The sequence below is a fragment of the Streptomyces sp. KL116D genome (assembly GCF_030766975.1).
Lineage (GTDB): Bacteria > Actinomycetota > Actinomycetes > Streptomycetales > Streptomycetaceae > Streptomyces > Streptomyces longispororuber_A.
The window spans coordinates 74,592-93,454 of record NZ_JASERH010000026.1; the positions used below are offsets into that span (position 1 = coordinate 74,592).

The 18,863-nt window shown below is 68.3% G+C and carries 17 protein-coding genes; 9 read left to right on the forward strand and 8 right to left on the reverse strand.

The genetic code is table 11. From position 1 onward, the window contains the following. Window positions 1-74 precede the first annotated feature (74 nt). Together RBJ77_RS08205 and RBJ77_RS08210 are read left to right on the forward strand one after the other, a co-directional pair. Complete coding sequence (locus tag RBJ77_RS08205) at window positions 75-533, forward strand: MarR family winged helix-turn-helix transcriptional regulator (protein WP_255970676.1); 459 nt, start codon at window positions 75-77, stop codon at window positions 531-533. Window positions 534-573: 40 nt separating this feature from the next. Further along, entirely contained in the window at window positions 574-1,026 is a 453-nt protein-coding gene (locus RBJ77_RS08210; RefSeq protein WP_372344329.1) for an N-acetyltransferase family protein, read from the forward strand. 150 nt (window positions 1,027-1,176) lie between these two features. Here RBJ77_RS08210 and RBJ77_RS08215 read toward each other — a convergent pair whose 3' ends face one another. Next, a complete protein-coding gene (locus RBJ77_RS08215; RefSeq protein WP_372344330.1) occupies window positions 1,177-2,559 on the reverse strand; it encodes a serine hydrolase domain-containing protein in 1,383 nt (460 codons plus the stop codon). Window positions 2,560-2,636: 77 nt separating this feature from the next. Then, entirely contained in the window at window positions 2,637-4,115 is a 1,479-nt protein-coding gene (gene dnaB / locus RBJ77_RS08220) for a replicative DNA helicase (protein WP_255970670.1), read from the reverse strand. 460 nt (window positions 4,116-4,575) lie between these two features. On the opposite strand from dnaB, the gene RBJ77_RS08225 reads away from it, so the two are divergent. Beyond that, window positions 4,576-5,913, forward strand: coding sequence for an MATE family efflux transporter (locus RBJ77_RS08225; protein ID WP_372344331.1), 1,338 nt, complete (start codon window positions 4,576-4,578; stop codon window positions 5,911-5,913). Window positions 5,914-6,031: 118 nt separating this feature from the next. Here the strand turns inward: RBJ77_RS08225 and rplI are convergent, their stop codons facing one another. From rplI to rpsF, 4 genes are all read right to left on the reverse strand, one after another. Further along, window positions 6,032-6,478: a 50S ribosomal protein L9 gene (gene rplI / locus RBJ77_RS08230; RefSeq protein WP_018529699.1), complete on the reverse strand. Its 447-nt coding sequence runs from the start codon at window positions 6,476-6,478 to the stop codon at window positions 6,032-6,034. A gap of 18 nt (window positions 6,479-6,496) precedes the next feature. Continuing rightward, a complete protein-coding gene (gene rpsR, locus RBJ77_RS08235) occupies window positions 6,497-6,733 on the reverse strand; it encodes a 30S ribosomal protein S18 (protein ID WP_003949403.1) in 237 nt (78 codons plus the stop codon). A 63-nt stretch (window positions 6,734-6,796) separates the two neighbouring features. Next, on the reverse strand, window positions 6,797-7,405 hold the full coding sequence (locus RBJ77_RS08240; protein WP_372344332.1) for a single-stranded DNA-binding protein: 609 nt from the start codon (window positions 7,403-7,405) through the stop codon (window positions 6,797-6,799). A gap of 72 nt (window positions 7,406-7,477) precedes the next feature. Further along, window positions 7,478-7,768, reverse strand: a complete 291-nt coding sequence (rpsF, locus tag RBJ77_RS08245; protein WP_037615007.1) for a 30S ribosomal protein S6 — start codon at window positions 7,766-7,768, stop codon at window positions 7,478-7,480. A gap of 288 nt (window positions 7,769-8,056) precedes the next feature. Between rpsF and RBJ77_RS08250 the strand changes: the two genes are divergently transcribed. From RBJ77_RS08250 to RBJ77_RS08260, 3 genes are all read left to right on the forward strand, one after another. Continuing rightward, on the forward strand, window positions 8,057-8,377 hold the full coding sequence (locus tag RBJ77_RS08250; protein WP_372344333.1) for a hypothetical protein: 321 nt from the start codon (window positions 8,057-8,059) through the stop codon (window positions 8,375-8,377). A gap of 129 nt (window positions 8,378-8,506) precedes the next feature. Next, a complete protein-coding gene (gene femX / locus RBJ77_RS08255) occupies window positions 8,507-9,628 on the forward strand; it encodes a peptidoglycan bridge formation glycyltransferase FemX (protein WP_255970660.1) in 1,122 nt (373 codons plus the stop codon). Between the two features lie 146 nt (window positions 9,629-9,774). After that, the gene (locus RBJ77_RS08260; RefSeq protein WP_372344334.1) at window positions 9,775-10,806 is read left to right on the forward strand and encodes an alanine racemase; all 1,032 of its coding nucleotides are present in this window, start codon (window positions 9,775-9,777) and stop codon (window positions 10,804-10,806) included. A gap of 91 nt (window positions 10,807-10,897) precedes the next feature. Here the strand turns inward: RBJ77_RS08260 and RBJ77_RS08265 are convergent, their stop codons facing one another. Both RBJ77_RS08265 and RBJ77_RS08270 read right to left on the reverse strand, forming a co-directional pair. After that, complete coding sequence (locus RBJ77_RS08265; RefSeq protein ID WP_372344335.1) at window positions 10,898-12,418, reverse strand: glycosyltransferase family 87 protein; 1,521 nt, start codon at window positions 12,416-12,418, stop codon at window positions 10,898-10,900. 129 nt (window positions 12,419-12,547) lie between these two features. Further along, entirely contained in the window at window positions 12,548-15,304 is a 2,757-nt protein-coding gene (locus tag RBJ77_RS08270) for a transglycosylase domain-containing protein (protein WP_372344336.1), read from the reverse strand. A gap of 370 nt (window positions 15,305-15,674) precedes the next feature. Here RBJ77_RS08270 and RBJ77_RS08275 point away from each other — a divergent pair, with 370 nt between their 5' ends. The 3 genes from RBJ77_RS08275 (at window position 15,675) to RBJ77_RS08285 (ending at window position 18,862) form a co-directional block, all read left to right on the forward strand. Further along, the gene (locus tag RBJ77_RS08275; RefSeq protein WP_255970654.1) at window positions 15,675-16,355 is read left to right on the forward strand and encodes a PadR family transcriptional regulator; all 681 of its coding nucleotides are present in this window, start codon (window positions 15,675-15,677) and stop codon (window positions 16,353-16,355) included. 43 nt (window positions 16,356-16,398) lie between these two features. Next, window positions 16,399-17,481: an inositol-3-phosphate synthase gene (locus tag RBJ77_RS08280; protein WP_372344337.1), complete on the forward strand. Its 1,083-nt coding sequence runs from the start codon at window positions 16,399-16,401 to the stop codon at window positions 17,479-17,481. 124 nt (window positions 17,482-17,605) lie between these two features. After that, the gene (locus tag RBJ77_RS08285; RefSeq protein ID WP_372344338.1) at window positions 17,606-18,862 is read left to right on the forward strand and encodes an MFS transporter; all 1,257 of its coding nucleotides are present in this window, start codon (window positions 17,606-17,608) and stop codon (window positions 18,860-18,862) included. Window position 18,863: the final 1 nt, after the last annotated feature.

The window sequence follows — 18,863 nt, forward strand, 5'->3', positions numbered from 1 at the left end:
TTGCAAGCGCGGGCAATTTACAGGTATCGACTACCCTGGTGTGCAGCCACTCCGGGACGGAGGATCCACGAGCCATGACCGCCACAGACCCCGCACTCACCGCCCTCTCCCAGGGCTGGTGCGCCCTCTCCCTGCTGCACGGCAGGATCGAGGCCCACATCGAGCGCGCACTGCAGGCCCAGCACGACCTGAGCGTGCGCGAGTACTCCCTCCTCGACGTACTGAGCCGCCAGCACGACGGGGACGGCGGCCACCTCCAGATGAAGCAGGTCGCCGACGCCGTCGTGCTCAGCCAGAGCGCCACCACCCGCCTGGTGACCCGCCTGGAGGACCGTGGTCTGCTCGCGCGCTATCTGTGCCCCACCGATCGCCGCGGCATCTACACCAACGTCTCCGAGGCGGGCCTCAAACTCCTCGAAGAAGCCCGGCCCACGAACGAGACCGCGCTGCGCGAGGCCCTCGACACCGCCGCCGAGAACCCCGAGCTCGCGCCGCTGGTCAGGGCCGTCGAAGGGTTGCGCGTCCCCGCGTAGGGCGATGTGCCCAGGCGGCCGCCCGGCTTAGGCTGCGCCCATGGGAGATCTTGAGATCAGGCCGGCCGCGGCCGAGGACGTTCCGGCGATCGTCGCGATGCTGGCGGACGACCCACTGGGCGCTCGGCGCGAGTCCCCTGACGACCTCGCGCCGTACCTCGCCGCCCACGCCCGCCTGGCGGCCGACCCCAACCAGCACCTGGTCGTCGCCGTGCGCGAGGGCCGGGTCGTGGGCACCTTGCAGCTCACCGTCATCCCCGGACTCTCCCGGATGGGCTCGACCCGCTCGGTCATCGAAGGGGTCCGTGTCCACGCCGACGAACGCGGCAGCGGCCTGGGGACCCGGCTCATCGAGTGGGCCGTCGAAGAATCCCGGCGCCAGGACTGCCAGTTGGTGCAACTGACCTCGGACGCCACTCGCACCGACGCGCACCGGTTCTACGAGCGGCTCGGCTTCGTGGCCTCGCACGTGGGGTTCAAGCTGCCTCTCTGAGACGCCTCTGCGTCAGCGGAGTGACCCGCCGGGATGTTTCACGTGGAACCTGGAACCGTCCGGTCGGCCGTTTCACGTGAAACGGCCGACCGGACGTTGAACGCCGTTGCGCGGGCATCCCCACATGCGCGTACGGGTTCGTGGGAACGCCTACTGCGGCACCCCGCGCCATCCTTCGGGGTCCACCCCGCCGGGCACCGGAGCATTCTTGTCGTAGGGCTCGCGCGTGAACATGAACGACCCGAGGTCCAGATGGCTGACCGAGCCGTCGGGGCGGCGTACGGCCCGCAGCTGCTCCCCCGCGTAGTAGCCGTCGAGCCCGGTCCAGGTCCCGTCCCCGTTCGCCCGGAACCGGGAGCGTCGCCCGCCACCGGCCACCGGACCCAGCTCGACGCCTCCCTCGGACGCCAGCCGCAGGGCCACGGTCTGCGTGCCCCAGTACCAAGGACCCGCCAACTCCAGGACAGCCGTGTCCACTTCGGGCAGCGGCCGCCAGGGCTCGGGGATGCGAGGCTCGGCCTCGGCGACGATGTTCAGCAGCTCGGCGGCGACCGTCGCCACCGGAACGCCCGACGTGCAGTTGGCCAGGGTGACGGCCACGAGCCCGTCCTCCTCGCTCAGCCACAGCCCCGCCAGGAAGCCGGGCAGCGATCCGGTGTGGCCGGCCAGGGTGCGCCCTTCGCCGTGCACGATCTGCATCCCGAGCCCGTACGACATCTCCCGGTCGCCCGGCAGCGTCGGCGCGGCCGGCGTTCGCATCTCCCGCACGGACTCCGTGCTCAGCACGCGGTCGTCACCCGTGGAAAGGAAGGCGGCAAAGGCAGCCAAGTCACGTGTGGTGGACCACAGTTGGCCCGCCGGAGCCATCAGGCCGAGATCTTCGCTGGGCTCCGGCAGCAGCACGTCCGCGAAGGGGTGCACGGCCCAGCCACCCGCGTGCGGCATCTGCGGCTGAAGGCCGGTACGGCTCAGACCGAGCGGTTCGAGGATCTCGCCGCGCAGGGCCTCTTCCCAGGAGACACCGCGCACCTTCTCGATCAGGGAACCGAGGAGCGTGTAGCCGGGGTTGGAGTAGTGGTGACGGCGTCCCACGGGGTGCCGGAAGGGCTTCTCGCCCAGCACGTCGGCAAGGGTCGGCCGCAGCGACGCGGAACTGCGCTCCCACCACTCGCCCGGGGTCTCGGCGGCCAGCCCGCCGGTGTGCGCGAGGAGTTCGGCGATGGTGACCTCCCCCGCACCGGTTCCGGGCAGGTGCTTCTCCAGCGGGTCGCCCAGGTCGAGCAGTCCTTCGTCGCGCAGCCTCAGCACCAGCACGGCCGTGAACGTCTTCGTGATCGAGCCGATGCGGTACTGCACGTTCTCGTCGGGCCCGTGCCCGTCGACCGAGGTCCGCGACCCCGTCCAGACCAACTTCCCGTCCCGGGCGACCGCCGCCACGAGGGACGGGGCGCGGCCCTCGCTCTGGGCGACGGCGATGCGGTGCAGGAGGGCCCGGCGCGTGGCAGGCAACAGCTCTTCCAGGGGTGTCGTCATGTGCTCAGTCCACCGTGGGAGTTGCCCCGCGTCGAGCCGATTTCACCGGTGGCTGATCATTCCGTGCGACGTCCCGATCAGGTCTGCGCCATGTCCACGAAGCGCGAGTAGTGGCCCTGGAAGGCGACCGTGATCGTGGCCGTCGGGCCGTTACGGTGCTTGCCGACGATGATGTCCGCCTCGCCCGCGCGCGGGGACTCCTTCTCGTAGGCGTCCTCGCGGTGCAGCAGGATGACCATGTCGGCGTCCTGCTCGATGGAGCCGGACTCACGCAGGTCGGACACCATCGGCTTCTTGTCCGTGCGCTGCTCGGGACCACGGTTCAGCTGCGAGAGCGCGATCACCGGGACCTCGAGCTCCTTGGCGAGCAGCTTCAGGTTTCGGGACATGTCCGAGACCTCCTGCTGACGGCTCTCGGAACGCTTCGAACCACCGGCCTGCATCAGCTGCAGATAGTCGATGATCACGAGCTTGATGTCGTTGCGCTGCTTGAGGCGACGGCACTTCGCGCGGATCTCCATCATCGACAGGTTCGGCGAGTCGTCGATGTAGAGGGGGGCGGCCGAGACCTCGGGCATCCGGCGCGCGAGCCGCGTCCAGTCCTCGTCCGTCATCGTGCCGGACCGCATGTGGTGCAGAGCCACGCGCGCCTCGGCCGACAGCAGACGCATCGCGATCTCGTTGCGCCCCATTTCGAGGGAGAAGATGACGCTGGGCAGGTTGTGCTTGATCGAAGCCGCGCGGGCGAAGTCGAGCGCGAGCGTGGACTTACCCATGGCGGGACGGGCCGCGATGACGATCATCTGGCCCGGGTGCAGACCGTTCGTCAGCGAGTCGAAGTCCGTGAAGCCCGTCGGCACACCCGTCATCTCGCCGCTGCGGGAACCGATCGCCTCGATCTCGTCGAGCGCGCCCTCCATGATGTCGCCGAGCGGGAGGTAGTCCTCGCTGGTGCGCTGCTCGGTGACCGCGTAGATCTCGGCCTGCGCCTTGTTGACGATCTCGTCGACGTCGTCGTCTGCCGCGTATCCCATCTGCGTGATCCGCGTGCCCGCCTCGACGAGGCGTCGCAGGACCGCCCGCTCGTGGACGATCTCCGCGTAGTACTCGGCGTTCGCCGCGGTGGGGACCGTCTGGACGAGGGTGTGCAGATACGATGCGCCGCCGACCTTGTTGATCTCGCCGCGCTTGGTCAGCTCCGCGGCGATGGTGATCGGGTCGGCCGGCTCGCCCTTGGCGTAGACGTCGAGGATCGCCTGAAAGATCGTTTCGTGCGCGGGCTTGTAGAAGTCGGCGCCCTTGAGGACCTCGACGACGTCCGCGATCGCGTCCTTGGACAGGAGCATGCCACCGAGGACGGACTGCTCGGCATCCAGATCCTGCGGCGGTACGCGCTCGAACGTGGCCGGACCGTCGTCCCAGCCGCCGTCGTCATGACCTCGCTCGTGCTGGTCGCCCTGACCCCGGCCACCGTCGCGCCGCTTGCGGGAGGACGGCAGACGGTCACCGGGACCGCTGTCGGCCCAAGGGTCGTCCAAGGGCTCGGAGATACTCACCGGGCCGCCTCCTCCCGTCCGCCGAGCGGACCTCGCCGTGCCACTCTTTCCTACGGCACGACACTGACAAATCAGGGGGCCCGATTCCGGTTCTGACGCGTCGGTTTTGTGAGGTTTCCGAGGGCGGAGGACACGGTGGGCGCCGCACCACGGTAGGCGTGCCGGCACCGTCAGCCAATCTGGTTATCCACAGGCACTGTGGACGACGGGCCTCTCGCTGTGGAGAACCGGGGAAAACCTGTGCACGGCCCGGTGGACAGCCCTGTGAACAAGCCCTCAAGCATTTCCACACACTCACACTGACCTGCAGCTTTTCCGTCCACCGGCTGTGCAGGAGAAAAACTTCCCCAGTCGGACCAAGATCTTTGGGAAGGCCTTCACGCAACACGCGCAAGACCTCTCAAGGTAAGGGTCACTACAGCATTGCATCTCTTACCTGTGGAAGATTAGATTGGTGCCCATGACACAGGCTCCCGCGACACCCAAGGCCGCTCGACGCCGGCACGACCGAGAGATCGTCGCCCTCGCCGTTCCGGCCTTCGGCGCGCTCGTCGCCGAGCCCCTCTTCCTCATGGCCGACAGCGCCATCGTGGGCCATCTCGGCACGGCCCAGTTGGCGGGCCTCGCCATCGCCGGGGCCCTCCTCACGACCGCGGTCAGCGTCTTCGTCTTCCTCGCCTACGCGACCACGGCGGCCGTCGCCCGCCGCGTCGGCGCGGGCGATCTGCGCGCCGCGATCCAGCAGGGCATGGACGGCATCTGGCTCGCCCTGCTCCTGGGCGCCGCCGTCATAGCGATCGTCCTGCCCACCGCCCCCGGCCTGGTGAGCCTCTTCGGCGCCTCGGACACCGCGGCCCCGTACGCGGTCACCTATCTGCGGATCTCCGCCCTGGGCATCCCGGCGATGCTCGTGGTCCTGGCCGCGACCGGCGTCCTGCGCGGTCTGCAGAACACCAAGACCCCGCTGTACGTGGCCGTAGCCGGCTTCGTCGCCAACGGCGTGCTCAACGTGGGACTCGTCTACGGTGCCGATCTCGGCATCGCGGGATCCGCCTGGGGCACCGTCATCGCCCAGATCGGCATGGCCGCGGTCTACCTCGTCGTGGTCGTCCGCGGAGCCCGACGCCACGGTGCCTCTCTGCGCCCCGACGCCGCGGGCATCCGGGCCTGTGCACAAGCAGGAGCACCTCTGCTCGTCCGTACCCTCTCGATCCGCGCGATCCTGATGATCGCGACAGCGGTCGCCGCCCGGCTCGGAGACGCGGACGTGGCGGCGTACCAGATCGTCCTGTCCCTCTGGAACCTGCTCGCCTTCGCGCTCGACGCCATCGCGATCGCGGGCCAGGCCATCATCGGCCGCTATCTCGGTGCCGATGACGCCGACAGCGCACGCGACGTCTGCCGTCGGATGGTGCAGTGGGGCATCGCGGCGGGCTTGGTCCTGGGGCTTCTGGTGATCGTCACGCGACCACTGTTCGTCCCGTTGTTCACCAGCGACCAGGTCGTACAGGACGCAGCGCTGCCCGCTCTGATCGTCGTGGCGCTTTCCCAGCCGATCTGCGGGATCGTGTTCGTGCTCGACGGCGTCCTCATGGGCGCCGGCGACGGCCCCTACCTGGCCTGGGCCATGATCGTCACCTTGGCGGTCTTCACCCCGGTGGCACTTCTCGTACCGGCCTTCGGCGGCGGACTCACCGCCCTGTGGGGTGCGATGACGCTGATGATGGCGGTACGAATGCTGACGCTCTGGGCCCGCTACCGCTCGGGCCGCTGGGCCGTCACCGGCGCGACCCGCTGACCGAAGCGTGCCGTTTCACGTGAAACGGCGCATCGTGAAACCCGGACGACAAGCATGTGGGGCCGCACCCCGAAGGGTGCGGCCCCACATATCGCTTCAGCGCTGCTCAGGGCAGTGCTCAGGCAGCGACGACCTCGACGTTGACCTTGGCGGCAACCTCGGGGTGCAGACGCACGGTCGCCTCGTGGGCGCCCAGCGTCTTGATCGGCGAGCCCAGCTCGACGCGGCGCTTGTCGACCTTCGGGCCACCAGCGGTCTCGATCGCCGAAGCGACGTCAGCCTGCGTGACGGAACCGAAGAGACGACCGGCGTCGCCGGAGCGGACGGCCAGACGGACCTTCGTACCCTCGAGCTTGGCCTTGATCTCGTTGGCCTGCTCGATGGTCGCGATCTCGTGGATCTTGCGGGCGCGGCGGATCTGCGCCACGTCCTGCTCGCCACCCTTGGTCCAGCGGATCGCGAAACCACGCGGGACCAGGTAGTTGCGGGCGTACCCGTCCTTGACGTCGACGACGTCGCCGGCGGTGCCGAGGCCGGAGACCTCGTGGGTGAGGATGATCTTCATTTTTCGGTCACCCTTCCCTTATCGCGCGGTGGACGTGTAGGGCAGCAGCGCCATCTCACGGCTGTTCTTCACGGCCGTGGCGACGTCACGCTGGTGCTGCGTGCAGTTGCCGGTCACGCGGCGGGCACGGATCTTGCCGCGGTCGGAAATGAACTTCCGCAGCATGTTCGTGTCCTTGTAGTCCACGTACGTGACCTTGTCCTTGCAGAATGCGCAGACCTTCTTCTTAGGCTTGCGCACAGGCGGCTTCGCCATGGTGTTTCTCCTGTGTGATCAAGAAGTTTGGGGTACGAGCCCAGCCCCGGAAGGCGGTGATCCCTAGAAGGGGGGCTCGTCCGAGTAGCCGCCGCCGGAGCCGCCGGAGCTTCCGCCCCAGCCGCCACCGCCGCCGCCCTGCTGGCCGCCGCCGGCAGGGGCACCGGTCGCCCAGGGGTCGTCGGCGGGAGCACCGCCGCCGCCCTGCTGACCGCCGCCGGAGCCGCCGGAGTTTCCACCCCAGCTGCCACCGCCGCCGCCCTGCTGGCCGCCGCCACCGCCGCCGTAACCGCCCTGGCCACCGCGGCCGCTGGTCTTGGTGACCTTGGCCGTGGCGCTGCGGAGGCTGGCGCCGACTTCCTCGACGTCCAGCTCGTAGACCGTGCGCTTGACGCCCTCACGGTCCTCGTAGGACCGCTGCTTCAGCCGGCCCTGCACGATGACGCGCATGCCTCGCTGGAGCGACTCCGCGACGTTCTCCGCCGCCTGACGCCAGACCGAGCAGGTCAGGAACAGGCTCTCGCCGTCCTTCCACTCATTCGTCTGACGGTCGAAGGTGCGGGGAGTGGACGCGACACGGAACTTCGCGACCGCCGCACCGGAGGGGGTGAAGCGCAGCTCGGGGTCGTCGACAAGATTGCCGACGACCGTGATGACGGTCTCGCCTGCCATGGGGTACCTCTCGGCGGGTTTGCTGCGGACTGCTTGCTGCTACTCGAATCCCGAGGGACTGAACCGCGAGGTTCAGTGGGTCTCGGGGCGGAGGACCTTGGTCCGGAGGACCGACTCGTTCAGGTTCATCTGGCGGTCGAGCTCCTTGACGACCGCAGGCTCGGCCTGCAGGTCGATGACCGAGTAGATGCCCTCAGGCTTCTTCTTGATCTCGTACGAGAGACGACGACGGCCCCAGGTGTCGACCTTCTCGACCTTTCCGGCGCCCTCGCGGACGACGGAGAGGAAGTTCTCGATCAGGGGGGCGACAGCGCGCTCCTCCAGATCGGGGTCGAGGATGACCATCACCTCGTAGTGACGCATGTGGAACCCACCTCCTTTGGACTCAGCGGCCACGGTCGTTCCGTGGCAGGAGGGTTGTTATGCGTGAGCAACGGTATCGGCCACCACTGACAATCGGGCCTCGCGAGGAGAACCCTGCAGATCAGTGGGTATCAGCCCCTGGTCGGGACGTGGGCAGACACCAATGCAGACGGTACAGACTACCCGCACCTCGGCTTCCGGTTGAAATCCGACAGCGGAGCACCGCAATCTGTACACATCGGGTGTGTATGGCGCTACGATGCGCCGCCTTCCGCAGGAGGTGCCGCTATGGCACAAGTAATGCGACCGAACAGCACGGCCTCGTCGTCCCTCTTCGCGACCGATGGCAAGGCCCATCCCCTTCCGGACACCCTGCTCGCCGTGACCGCCGTGCTCGGTGCGATCGCGATCATCACCTCGATCTGGAGCGGGCTCCATCTCCTCAGTTCCTGGGCCGGGCTGGTCGGGATCCTGACGGGGGCCTACGGCCAGTTCATCTCGGAGACCACCCGGGAACGCTTCGGCCTGATCCTGGGCCTCGGGGCCTCGGCCGTCGGCTTCTTCATCGGGATGGCCCACGGAGGCCTTTTCGGCGGGGTCATCGGCTGAGGTCAGGCCCCCCTCGGAGCCCGACCTCCCATACGGCCAGTCGGGGCGCTCGCAGGGCGCAGTAGGCTTCGGCGCGAGAGCCGGAGCCCCTGTACCCATGGGGACACACCAGCCCGAGGAGCGCCCCGAATGAGCCTGACCCTGAGGACCATCAGCCGAGAGCAGCATCTGGCATACATCCAGAGCCTGCCCGCGGCGAGCCACATGCAGGTCCCGGCATGGGCAGATGTCAAGGCGGAGTGGCGCTCCGAGAACATGGGCTGGTTCGACGACCGCACCGGCGAGATGGTCGGCGCGGGCCTCGTGCTGTACCGCCAGCTGCCGAAGATCAAGCGGTATCTCGCGTACCTGCCCGAGGGTCCGGTCATCAACTGGTACGCGCCGAACCTCGACGACTGGCTGCGCCCGATGCTCGCGCATCTGAAGCAGCAGGGTGCCTTCTCCGTGAAGATGGGCCCCCCGGTGATCATCCGCCGCTGGGAAGCCGCTTCCATCAAGAAGGGCATCCAGGACCCGGACGTGAAGCGCCTGCGCGACATCGAGGCGGACTTCATCGAGCCGCGTGCCTTCGAGGTCGCCGACAAGCTGCGCCGCATGGGCTGGCAGCAGGGCGAGGACGGCGGCGCCGGCTTCGGCGACGTGCAGCCGCGCTACGTCTTCCAGGTGCCGCTCGCGAACCGCTCCCTGGAAGAGGTCCACAAAAACTTCAACCAGCTGTGGCGCCGGAACATCAAGAAGGCCGAGAAGGCCGGTGTCGAGGTCGTCCAGGGCGGCTACCAGGACCTCGCCGAGTGGCAGCGGCTGTACGAGATCACGGCCGTGCGCGACCACTTCCGGCCGCGCCCGCTCTCGTACTTCCAGCGCATGTGGACGGCCCTCAACACCGAGGACCCCAACCGCATGCGGCTGTACTTCGCCCGCCACAACGGCGTGAACCTCTCGGCGGCCACGATGCTCGTCGTCGGCGGTCACGTCTGGTACTCCTACGGCGCCTCCGACAACATCGGCCGCGAGGTCCGGCCCTCGAACGCGATGCAGTGGCGGATGCTCCGCGACTCCTACGCACTCGGCGCCACGGTCTACGACCTGCGCGGCATCAGCGACTCGCTCGACGAGACGGACCACCTCTTCGGCCTGATCCAGTTCAAGGTCGGCACGGGTGGCGAGGCCGCCGAATACCTGGGCGAATGGGACTTCCCGCTCAACAAGCTGCTGCACAAGGCCCTCGACATCTACATGTCGCGCCGCTGACCGCAGGGCGTGCACGGGGCCCGTACCGACTCGACTCGGCACTCCCTGCTCCGCTTTCGCGGCGGACCCGGCACAATTCACGTAGCTCCAAAGTTTCTTCATACCTCTGATACACCGCAGCCACGAGAAAGGTTCCGGGACCGGCCATGGCGCTCACGCTCTACGTCGACACCGCGCGCTGGCGGGCACACCACAAGCACGTGCTCGAGCAGTTTCCGGGGCTCGTCCCCGTCTGCAAGGGCAACGGCTACGGCTTCGGCCACGAACGGCTCGCGGAGGAGGCCACCCGCCTGGGCTCCGACATCCTCGCCGTCGGGACCACGTACGAGGCCGCCCGGATCAAGGACTGGTTCAGCGGTGATCTGCTGGTCCTGACTCCGTTCCGGCGCGGCGAGGAGCCGGTGCCGCTGCCCGACCGCGTCATCCGCTCCGTCTCCTCCGTCGACGGCGTGCACGGCCTCGTCGGCGCCCGCGTCGTCGTCGAGGTCATGTCCTCGATGAAGCGGCACGGCGTGAGCGAGCAGGACCTGCCGCAGCTCGCGCACGCCATCCAGGACGTCCGCCTGGAGGGCTTCGCGATCCACCTGCCGCTGGACCGCACCGACGGCTCGGACGCCGTCGAGGAGGTCATCGGCTGGATGGACCGCCTGCGTGCGGCCCGCCTCCCGCTGCACACCATGTTCGTCAGCCACCTCAAGGCCGAGGAACTGGCGCGTCTGCAGCAGCAGTTCCCCCAGACCCGCTTCCGGGCCCGGATCGGCACGCGGCTGTGGCTGGGCGACCACGAGGCGACCGAGTACCGCGGCGCCGTCCTGGACGTCACCCGCGTCTCGAAGGGCGACCGGTTCGGTTACCGCCAGCAGAAGGCCGCCTCCGACGGCTGGCTGGTGGTCGTGGCGGGCGGTACGTCGCACGGCGTGGGCCTGGAGGCCCCGAAGGCGCTGCACGGCGTCATGCCGCGCGCCAAGGGCGTCGCCAGGGCCGGTCTCGCGACGGTGAACCGGAACCTCGCGCCGTTCGTCTGGTCGGGCAAGCAGCGCTGGTTCGCCGAACCGCCGCACATGCAGGTGTCGATCCTCTTCGTGCCGGCGGACGCCGCCGAGCCGAAGGTCGGCGAGGAACTGGTCGCCCATCTGCGGCACACCACCACGCAGTTCGACCGGATCGTGGACCGCTGAGCCGGAGCACCACCCACAGGGCATGAAGAAGGGGCCGCGCACCCAGGAGGTGCGCGGCCCCTTCCTCGTTCCCGTCACGGGCCCGGTTCGCTCAGAGTGAACGCCCGGGGTCCTTGCCCCAATCGCCGGGATCCGCGCCCCAGTTCACGGCCGGGGGCTGCTCGCCGCCGTGGCCCGCGTGCCGTGGGGGATGGGCCGCGTACCCGAGCACGAAGACGTCCTCCGCCCCGTCCAGCACGCCGCCCGACGGGTCGTCGTCCCCGGAGCGCCGCACGACGTCCCTGTCGGGCATCCAGATGTCCCGCACGATGACGGCGCAGAGGTACAGCGTGCCCAGCAGATGTGCGGCGATGGCCAGTTGGTAGCCGTCCGTCGGCAGGCCCTGATGCTTGTCGCCGCTGGTGGTGTACGCGAGGTACAGCCAGATCCCCAGGAAGTACGCGACCTCGCACGCCTGCCAGATCAGGAAGTCCCGCCACTTCGGGCGGGCCAGAGCGGCGAGCGGGATCAGCCACAGGACGTACTGCGGCGAGTAGACCTTGTTGGTGAGGATGAAGGCGGCGACCACCAGGAACGCGAGCTGCGCGAAGCGCGGCCGGCGGGGGGCGGTCAGCGCGAGGGCCGCGACGCCCAGGCAGGCCAGCACCATCAGGGCCGTGGCCAGCGTGTTGACGACGTCGGTGTCGAGCGGCGAGTCCATGTGCTGGGAGATGACCAGCCAGAAGGAGCCGAAGTCGACACCGCGCTCCTGGCTGAACGTGTAGAACTTCGACCAGCCGTCCGGCGCCATGATCATCACCGGTAGGTTCACGACCAGCCAGGCTCCGGCCGCCCCGAGCGTCGCGACCCCGAAGTCCCGCCACTTGCCCGCCCGCCAGCACAGCACGAACAGCGGGCCGAGGAGCAGGACGGGGTAGAGCTTGGCGGCGGTCGCGAGTCCCAGCAGCACGCCGAAGGCAAGGGCACGCCCGCGCGACCACATCAGCATGGCGGCCGCTGTGAGGGCCACGGCGAAGAGATCCCAGTTGATGGTGGCGGTCAGCGCGAACGCGGGCGCCAGGGCCACCAGGAGGCCGTCCCAGGGCCGCCTGCGGTGGGTGCGGGCGACGCAGACGGCGATGACCGCGGCGCAGATCATCAGCATCCCGGCGTTGACCATCCAGTACACCTGCTCCTGGTGCTGGATGGATCCGCTGCCGGGCGTCAGCCACGCGGCGACCTCCATGAACACACCGGTGAGGACCGGGTACTCGAGGTAGTCCATGTCGCCGGGCAGCTTGTCGAAGTAAGGGACGAGCCCGTCGGCGAACCCGCGCCCCTGATAGAGGTGCGGAATGTCCGAATAGCACGCGTGCGTGTACTGGGAGCTCGCCCCGTAGAACCAGGCGCCGTCGTAGCAGGGGAACTTCTGCACCATGCCGAGCGCGAACATGCCCAGCATGACGAGCGCGATGACGCGCACCGGGGTCCACCACGAGCGGCCGAGCAGGGCACGCCGTCCGATGGGGCCTCCAATGAACTCGCTGCCGGCCTCCGCGACCTCGTCCTCTCTGGTCGGCCGCACGGGGTCCGGCTGCTGCGGGTTCGCTCGTGTCGTCTCTGCACTGGGCATGCCGCACATCCTGCCGTACGCGGCTGAGAACGCGGCGAGGGCCGCCGCACCTGGTCGGTGCGACGGCCCTCGATCGACGTGGAACACGCAGCGTTTCACGTGAAACACGGAGCGTTGGTGCTGCCCCGGTCAGCCTCCTCCGCCGAAGAGGGTTCCTCCGTTTCCGTTCCCTCTGGTGTTTCCGTTGCCGTCGGTCTCGGTGGCCGTCGGCGTCGACGTCACTCCGCCGTCCGTCGTGCCACCGTCCGCCGCACCGCCGTTCGCAGCACCGCCGTTCTGGTTGCAGTTCCAGTCCCACTGGCTGCAGCTCTCGCTGGTCGACGGCGAGGGATCGGCCGTCGACTGGCTCGGGGTCGGCGAGGGCGGAGCGGACGAGGACGGCGGCGCGGTGGCCGACGGGGTCGGCGTCGGGCTCGGAGTCTCGCCGATCACCTTGCCGATGGGCTCGGGCGTCGGGAAGGACTCGTACTTCAGGCCCTTCATCGCCTGGGACATGTAGTCGTGCCAGATCTCGGCCGGGAACGACGCACCGTGGATCTTGTCCTGGCCACCCGTTCCGTACATCTCCAGGAACTTGCGGTCCTTGGCCTTCTCGTTGTCGTCCATCCGGTACATCGTGATCGCGGTGGACAGCTGCTTCGTGTAGCCGACGAACCAAGCGGACTTGTTGCCGTCGGTGGTACCGGTCTTGCCGGCCACGTCCCGGCCCGGCAGCCGCGCCGCGGTACCCGTTCCCTTGTCGACGACGGTCTTGAGCACGTCGGTCACGTTGTCGGCGACCTGGGGGTCGAAGGCGCGCTTGGGCTTCGCCTCGTGCCGGTAGACGGTCTCGCCCTCGTGGTCGACGGACTTCACCGAGTACGGGTCGTTCTGCTGGCCACTGGTCGCGAACGTCCCGTAGGCACCCGCCATCCGGATCGCGCTCGGGTCGGACGTACCGAGGGAGAACGACGGGAAGTTGGCGCTGGCGAAGCTGCCATCGAGGATGCCGGCGCTCTGAGCGGATTCCTTGACCTTGTCGAGGCCGACGTCCATGCCCAGCTGGACGTACGCGGAGTTGACGGACTCCCGCATCGCCTCACGCAGGTCGATCTGGAAGCTCGGCCGGTTGTAGGAGGCGCCGCCGTCGTTGGTCTGCAGCCACTCCTTGCCCTTCTGGTCCTTCCAGGGCACGCCGTCGTACGTCTCGATCTTGAGCTTGTTCTTGCCGCTGTACAGGCTCTTCGGCGAGACGATCGTGCGCTCGGACTCGCCCTGGTCCGCCAGGCCGTCCGGATCCCGCACGCCGTACTTGAAGGCCGCGGCCAGCACGAACGGCTTGAAGGTCGAACCGACCTGGGCACCGGTGACGTCGGCGTTGTTGGTGAAGTGCTTGGTCGCGTCCTCACCGCCGTAGATGGCCTGGATGGCCCCGTCCTTGGGGCTCACGGACGCGCCACCGAACTGGACGTACTTGTCGACGTACTCGCCCTTGAACTTGCGCTTGGGGTCGAGGTTCTCCTTGCGGACCTTCTTCACCGCGTCCTCGAGCTCCTTCACCTTCTTCCTGTCGAAGGTGGTGTGGATCTCGTAGCCGCCCTGCTGCAGCTTCTCGGCGGTGATCCGCCCGCCGCTGTTGTTGATGACGTACGCCTTGGCCAGGTCGACGAGGTAACCGATCTGACCGCCGAGCTGCGCGTTGGTACGGGGGTTCTGCAGCTTCGGGAAGCCCTTCTTGTCGAAGTCGCTCCGCTGCGAAGCCGACAGACGGCCGTCCTTGACCTCTTCGTCGAGGATCCACTTCCAGCGGTCCTCGGCACGCTGGCGGTTCTTCGCCGCCGTCGCGTTGAGCGGATCGATCTCGGGCGAACCAGCAGGGTCGTAGTACGTGGCGCCCTTGAGCACGGCCGCGAGGAAGGCGGTCTGGCTCGCGTTGAGATCCGAGGCGTCCTTGCCGAAGTAGGTACGAGCCGCGGCCTGGATGCCGTAGGCGCCACGCCCGTAGTAGGCCGTGTTCAGGTACCCGGCCATGACCACGTCCTTGTCGACCGTGCGGCCGACCTTTATGGAGACGAGGAGCTCCTTGAACTTTCGCGAGACCGTCTGCGACTGGTCGTCCAGCATCGCGTTCTTCACGTACTGCTGCGTGATGGTCGAGCCGCCCTGCGTCTCGCCGCCCTTGGCCATGTTGAACACGGCACGGGCGATGCCCATCGGGTCGACGCCCTTGTCGGTCTCGAAGGTCTTGTTCTCCGCCGACATCACGGCGTAGCGCATGGACTTCGGGATGTCCTCGTACTTGATGATCTGCCGGTTGGTCTCACCACCGGTCGCGATCATCTGCTTGCCGTCGGCCCAGTAGTAGACGTTGTTCTGCGCCTTGGCGGTCAGGGCCTCCTTCGGCGTGTCCACCAACGCGTACGCGATGCCGGCCGCCACCATCAGGCTCCCGAAGAAGCCGACGCACACGCCCGTCACCAGACGCCAGGACGGCATCCACCGTCGCCACCCGTCCTTGTAAGCACGCGGGTAATCGATGAACTTCTTCTTCCCCGGGCGACCCCGTCCGCGCCCCGGCCCGTTCGGGCCTCCGGGGCCCCCGCCACCACGGCGGCCGCCGCCACCTGCGCCACCGCGTCCGGCGCCGCCGTCAGGCGCCCTGCGCCTGCCGCCGCCGGTACTGCGCTGGGCCGCGCGGCGCGCTTCGGCACGGCCGCCCCACTGACGGTCCTCGCCCGCGCTCCCGGACGAACCCGACGGACTCGGGCCACCGTAGGAATCGGAGGGGGAAGCGGTGCTGCCACGCGGTGCCGCGCGACGGCCCGATGACGCTCCGGATGCTCCGCGACGGGCCGCGGCGCGCCCGCCACCCTGCGGCGGCGGCGGTTTGCGACGGTGCTCGCTCATCGAACGACTACTCCTCGGGCAGGCGCGGCATGCGCGCCTGGACGGCAGCTGGTTTCCGGTCCCCCCGAAGTACGGATGTGCCTCGTCCGGCACTCACCCGCACTGCCCCGGGGACGACGACGCCCCCAGGCGTCACTTGGTTCCCGGTGGTCTGCATGGCGGACAGACTACGCACCGTCAAAACCCTCCTAGGGCCGAAGTTCACCCCAAATCAGGCAAGTTGCTTCCTACGAATCGGTGATGTGACGCCGTTCACCGTGATCCCTCTTGTCGCAGTCGCAGGGTCGTTCTATCGTCGAGATGTATCGAGCCGATACATCAGCACGACATAAAGAGTCGATATACGGGACCGCGACAGTGAGGAGGCGACATGAGCCGGCGCTCCGGCATCCTTGAGTTCGCCGTACTCGGCCTGCTCCGTGAGTCCCCGATGCACGGCTATGAGCTGCGCAAACGACTCAATACGTCGCTCGGCGTCTTCCGAGCCTTCAGTTACGGGACGCTGTACCCCTGCCTCAAGACGCTGGTCGCCAACGGCTGGTTGATCGAGGAGTCGGGGAACAATCCCGCCGATGCCCTGGCGACACCACTCGCAGGGCGTCGCGCCAAGATCGTCTATCGGTTGACGGCGGAAGGTAAGGAGCACTTCGAGGACCTGCTCTCGCAGACCGGCCCCGATGCGTACGAGGACGAGCACTTCGCCGCGCGATTCGCCTTCTTCGGGCAGACGTCGCGTGATGTGCGGATGCGCGTCCTCGAGGGCCGTCGCAGCCGGCTGGAGGAGCGCCTCGAGAAGATGCGCCTCTCCTTCGCCCGCACCCGGGAGCGCCTGGACGACTACACGCTCGAGCTGCAGCGCCACGGCATGGAGTCCGTGGAGCGCGAAGTGCGCTGGCTGAACGAGCTCATCGAGAGCGAGCGCGCGGGCCGCGACCAGCGACGGTCGGGCCCGGGGGACGCAGCTCAGCAGGACACATCTGGAGAGACGGGCGGCCTGCCCCGGCACCGGGACAGCACCCGGCCGGATCCGTCCGACGACACCGCCACGTGAAGTCCGATCAGGACTTCACCAGTACACACAGGGAGCAACCGGAATGGGTTCGGTTCGCGTAGCCATCGTCGGCGTGGGCAACTGCGCCGCCTCGCTGGTGCAGGGCGTCGAGTTCTACAAGGACGCTGACCCGGAGACCAAGGTCCCCGGCCTCATGCACGTCCAGTTCGGCGACTACCACGTCGGCGACGTCGAGTTCGTCGCCGCGTTCGACGTCGACGCGAAGAAGGTCGGCCTCGACCTCGCGGACGCCATCGGCGCCTCCGAGAACAACACCATCAAGATCTGCGACGTCCCGAACACGGGCGTCCAGGTTCAGCGTGGCCACACGCTCGACGGTCTGGGCAAGTACTACCGCGAGACGATCGAGGAGTCCGCCGAGGCCCCCGTCGACGTCGTCCAGATCCTCAAGGACAAGCAGGTCGACGTTCTCGTCTGCTACCTGCCCGTCGGTTCCGAGGACGCGGCGAAGTTCTACGCCCAGTGCGCCATCGACGCCAAGGTCGCGTTCGTCAACGCTCTGCCGGTCTTCATCGCCGGCACCAAGGAGTGGGCGGACAAGTTCGTCGAGGCGGGCGTCCCGATCGTCGGCGACGACATCAAGTCGCAGGTCGGCGCGACCATCACGCACCGCGTGATGGCGAAGCTGTTCGAGGACCGCGGTGTCCGTCTTGAGCGCACCATGCAGCTCAACGTCGGCGGCAACATGGACTTCAAGAACATGCTCGAGCGTGACCGCCTCGAGTCGAAGAAGATCTCGAAGACGCAGGCCGTCACCTCGCAGATCCGTGACCGTGAGCTGGGCGAGAAGAACGTCCACATCGGCCCGTCGGACTACGTCGCGTGGCTCGACGACCGCAAGTGGGCGTACGTCCGCCTCGAGGGTCGCGCCTTCGGCGAGGTCCCGCTGAACCTCGAGTACAAGCTCGAGGTCTGGGACTCCCCGAACTCGGCCGGTGTCATCATCGACGCCCTGCGCGCCGCGAAGATCGCCAAGGACCGCGGCATCGGTGGCCCGATCCTCTCCGCGTCCTCGTACTTCATGAAGTCCCCGCCGGTTCAGTACTTCGACGACGAGGCCTTCGAGAACGTCGAGAAGTTCATCAAGGGCGAGGTCGAGCGCTGACCTCCCGCTGACCGGGCCGCGCGGTGTTTCACGTGAAACACCGATCGCCCAAGGGTTGTCGAGGCCCCTGGATCGCACACGTCGTGCGTTCCAGGGGCCTTCCTCGTATGTGAGGCTGTGCCTCATGGCTGTCGTCCGTGACCTGCGCGTACTGCTGCGCCTGCGTGACTTCCGGCGCCTGCTCACGCTGCGGCTGCTCTCCCAGGGCGCGGACGGCGTGTACCAGGTCGCGCTCGCCACCTACGTCGTCTTCTCCCCGGAGAAGCAGACCTCGCCCGGGGCGATCGCCTCGGCGATGGCCGTCCTGCTGTTGCCGTACTCGCTCGTCGGACCCTTCGCGGGCGTCCTCCTCGACCGCTGGCGCCGCCGCCAGGTCTTCCTCTACGGGAATCTCCTGCGGGTCCTGCTGGCGTCCGTGACGGCCGTCCTCATGCTGAGTCACGCACCGGACTGGCTCTTCTACGCATCGGCCCTCTGTGTGACCGCGGTCAATCGTTTCGTCCTGTCGGGCCTCTCGGCGGCGCTGCCGCGGGTCGTGGACGCCGACCGTCTCGTCATGGCGAACTCGCTCTCACCAACCGCGGGGACCCTCGCCGCGACACTGGGCGGTGGCCTCGCCTTCGGTGTCCGCCTGCTCGCCTCGGACTCCGACGCGGCGGTCGTTCTGCTCGGCGCCTTCCTCTATCTCTGTGCGGCACTCGCGTCCCTGCGGATGGACGTACAGCTCCTCGGCCCGGATCCCGAGCTGGTGCAGCCCCGGCTGCGGGCCGCGCTGGCCGGCACCGCACAGGGACTGCTCTCGGGCGTCCGCCACCTCACCGCCCGGCCGGCGGCCACACGCGCGCTGGCCGCGATAACGGTGATGCGGTTCTGCTACGGCGCCCTTCTGGTCATGGTGCTGATGCTCTGCCGGTACGCCTGGTCGTCGACGGAGTCCGAAGGCCTGGCCCTGCTCGGCCTCGCCGTGGGCATCTCGGGGGCCGGCTTCTTCGTGGCAGCAGCCATCACACCGACCGCCGTCGGGCGCTTCGGAGCCGGCGGCTGGATCATGATCTGCGCCGGCGTCGCGGCGATCCTGGAGCTGGCTCTGGGGCTCACCTTCGAGCCCGCGCCGATCATGGTGGCCGCCTTCGTCCTCGGTCTCACCACCCAGGGCGCGAAGATCGCCACTGACACGGTCGTGCAGTCGTCCGTCGACGACGGCTTCCGCGGCAGGATCTTCTCCGTCTACGACGTGCTGTTCAACGTCTCGTTCGTCGGCGCGGCCGGAGTGGCGGCCTTGATGCTTCCGCCGGACGGCCGCTCGATCCAGCTCGTGGTCCTGGTGGCCGCCCTCTACGGAGCGGTCGCGATCGCCGTGTCCCGCTTCCGCACGCGCTAGG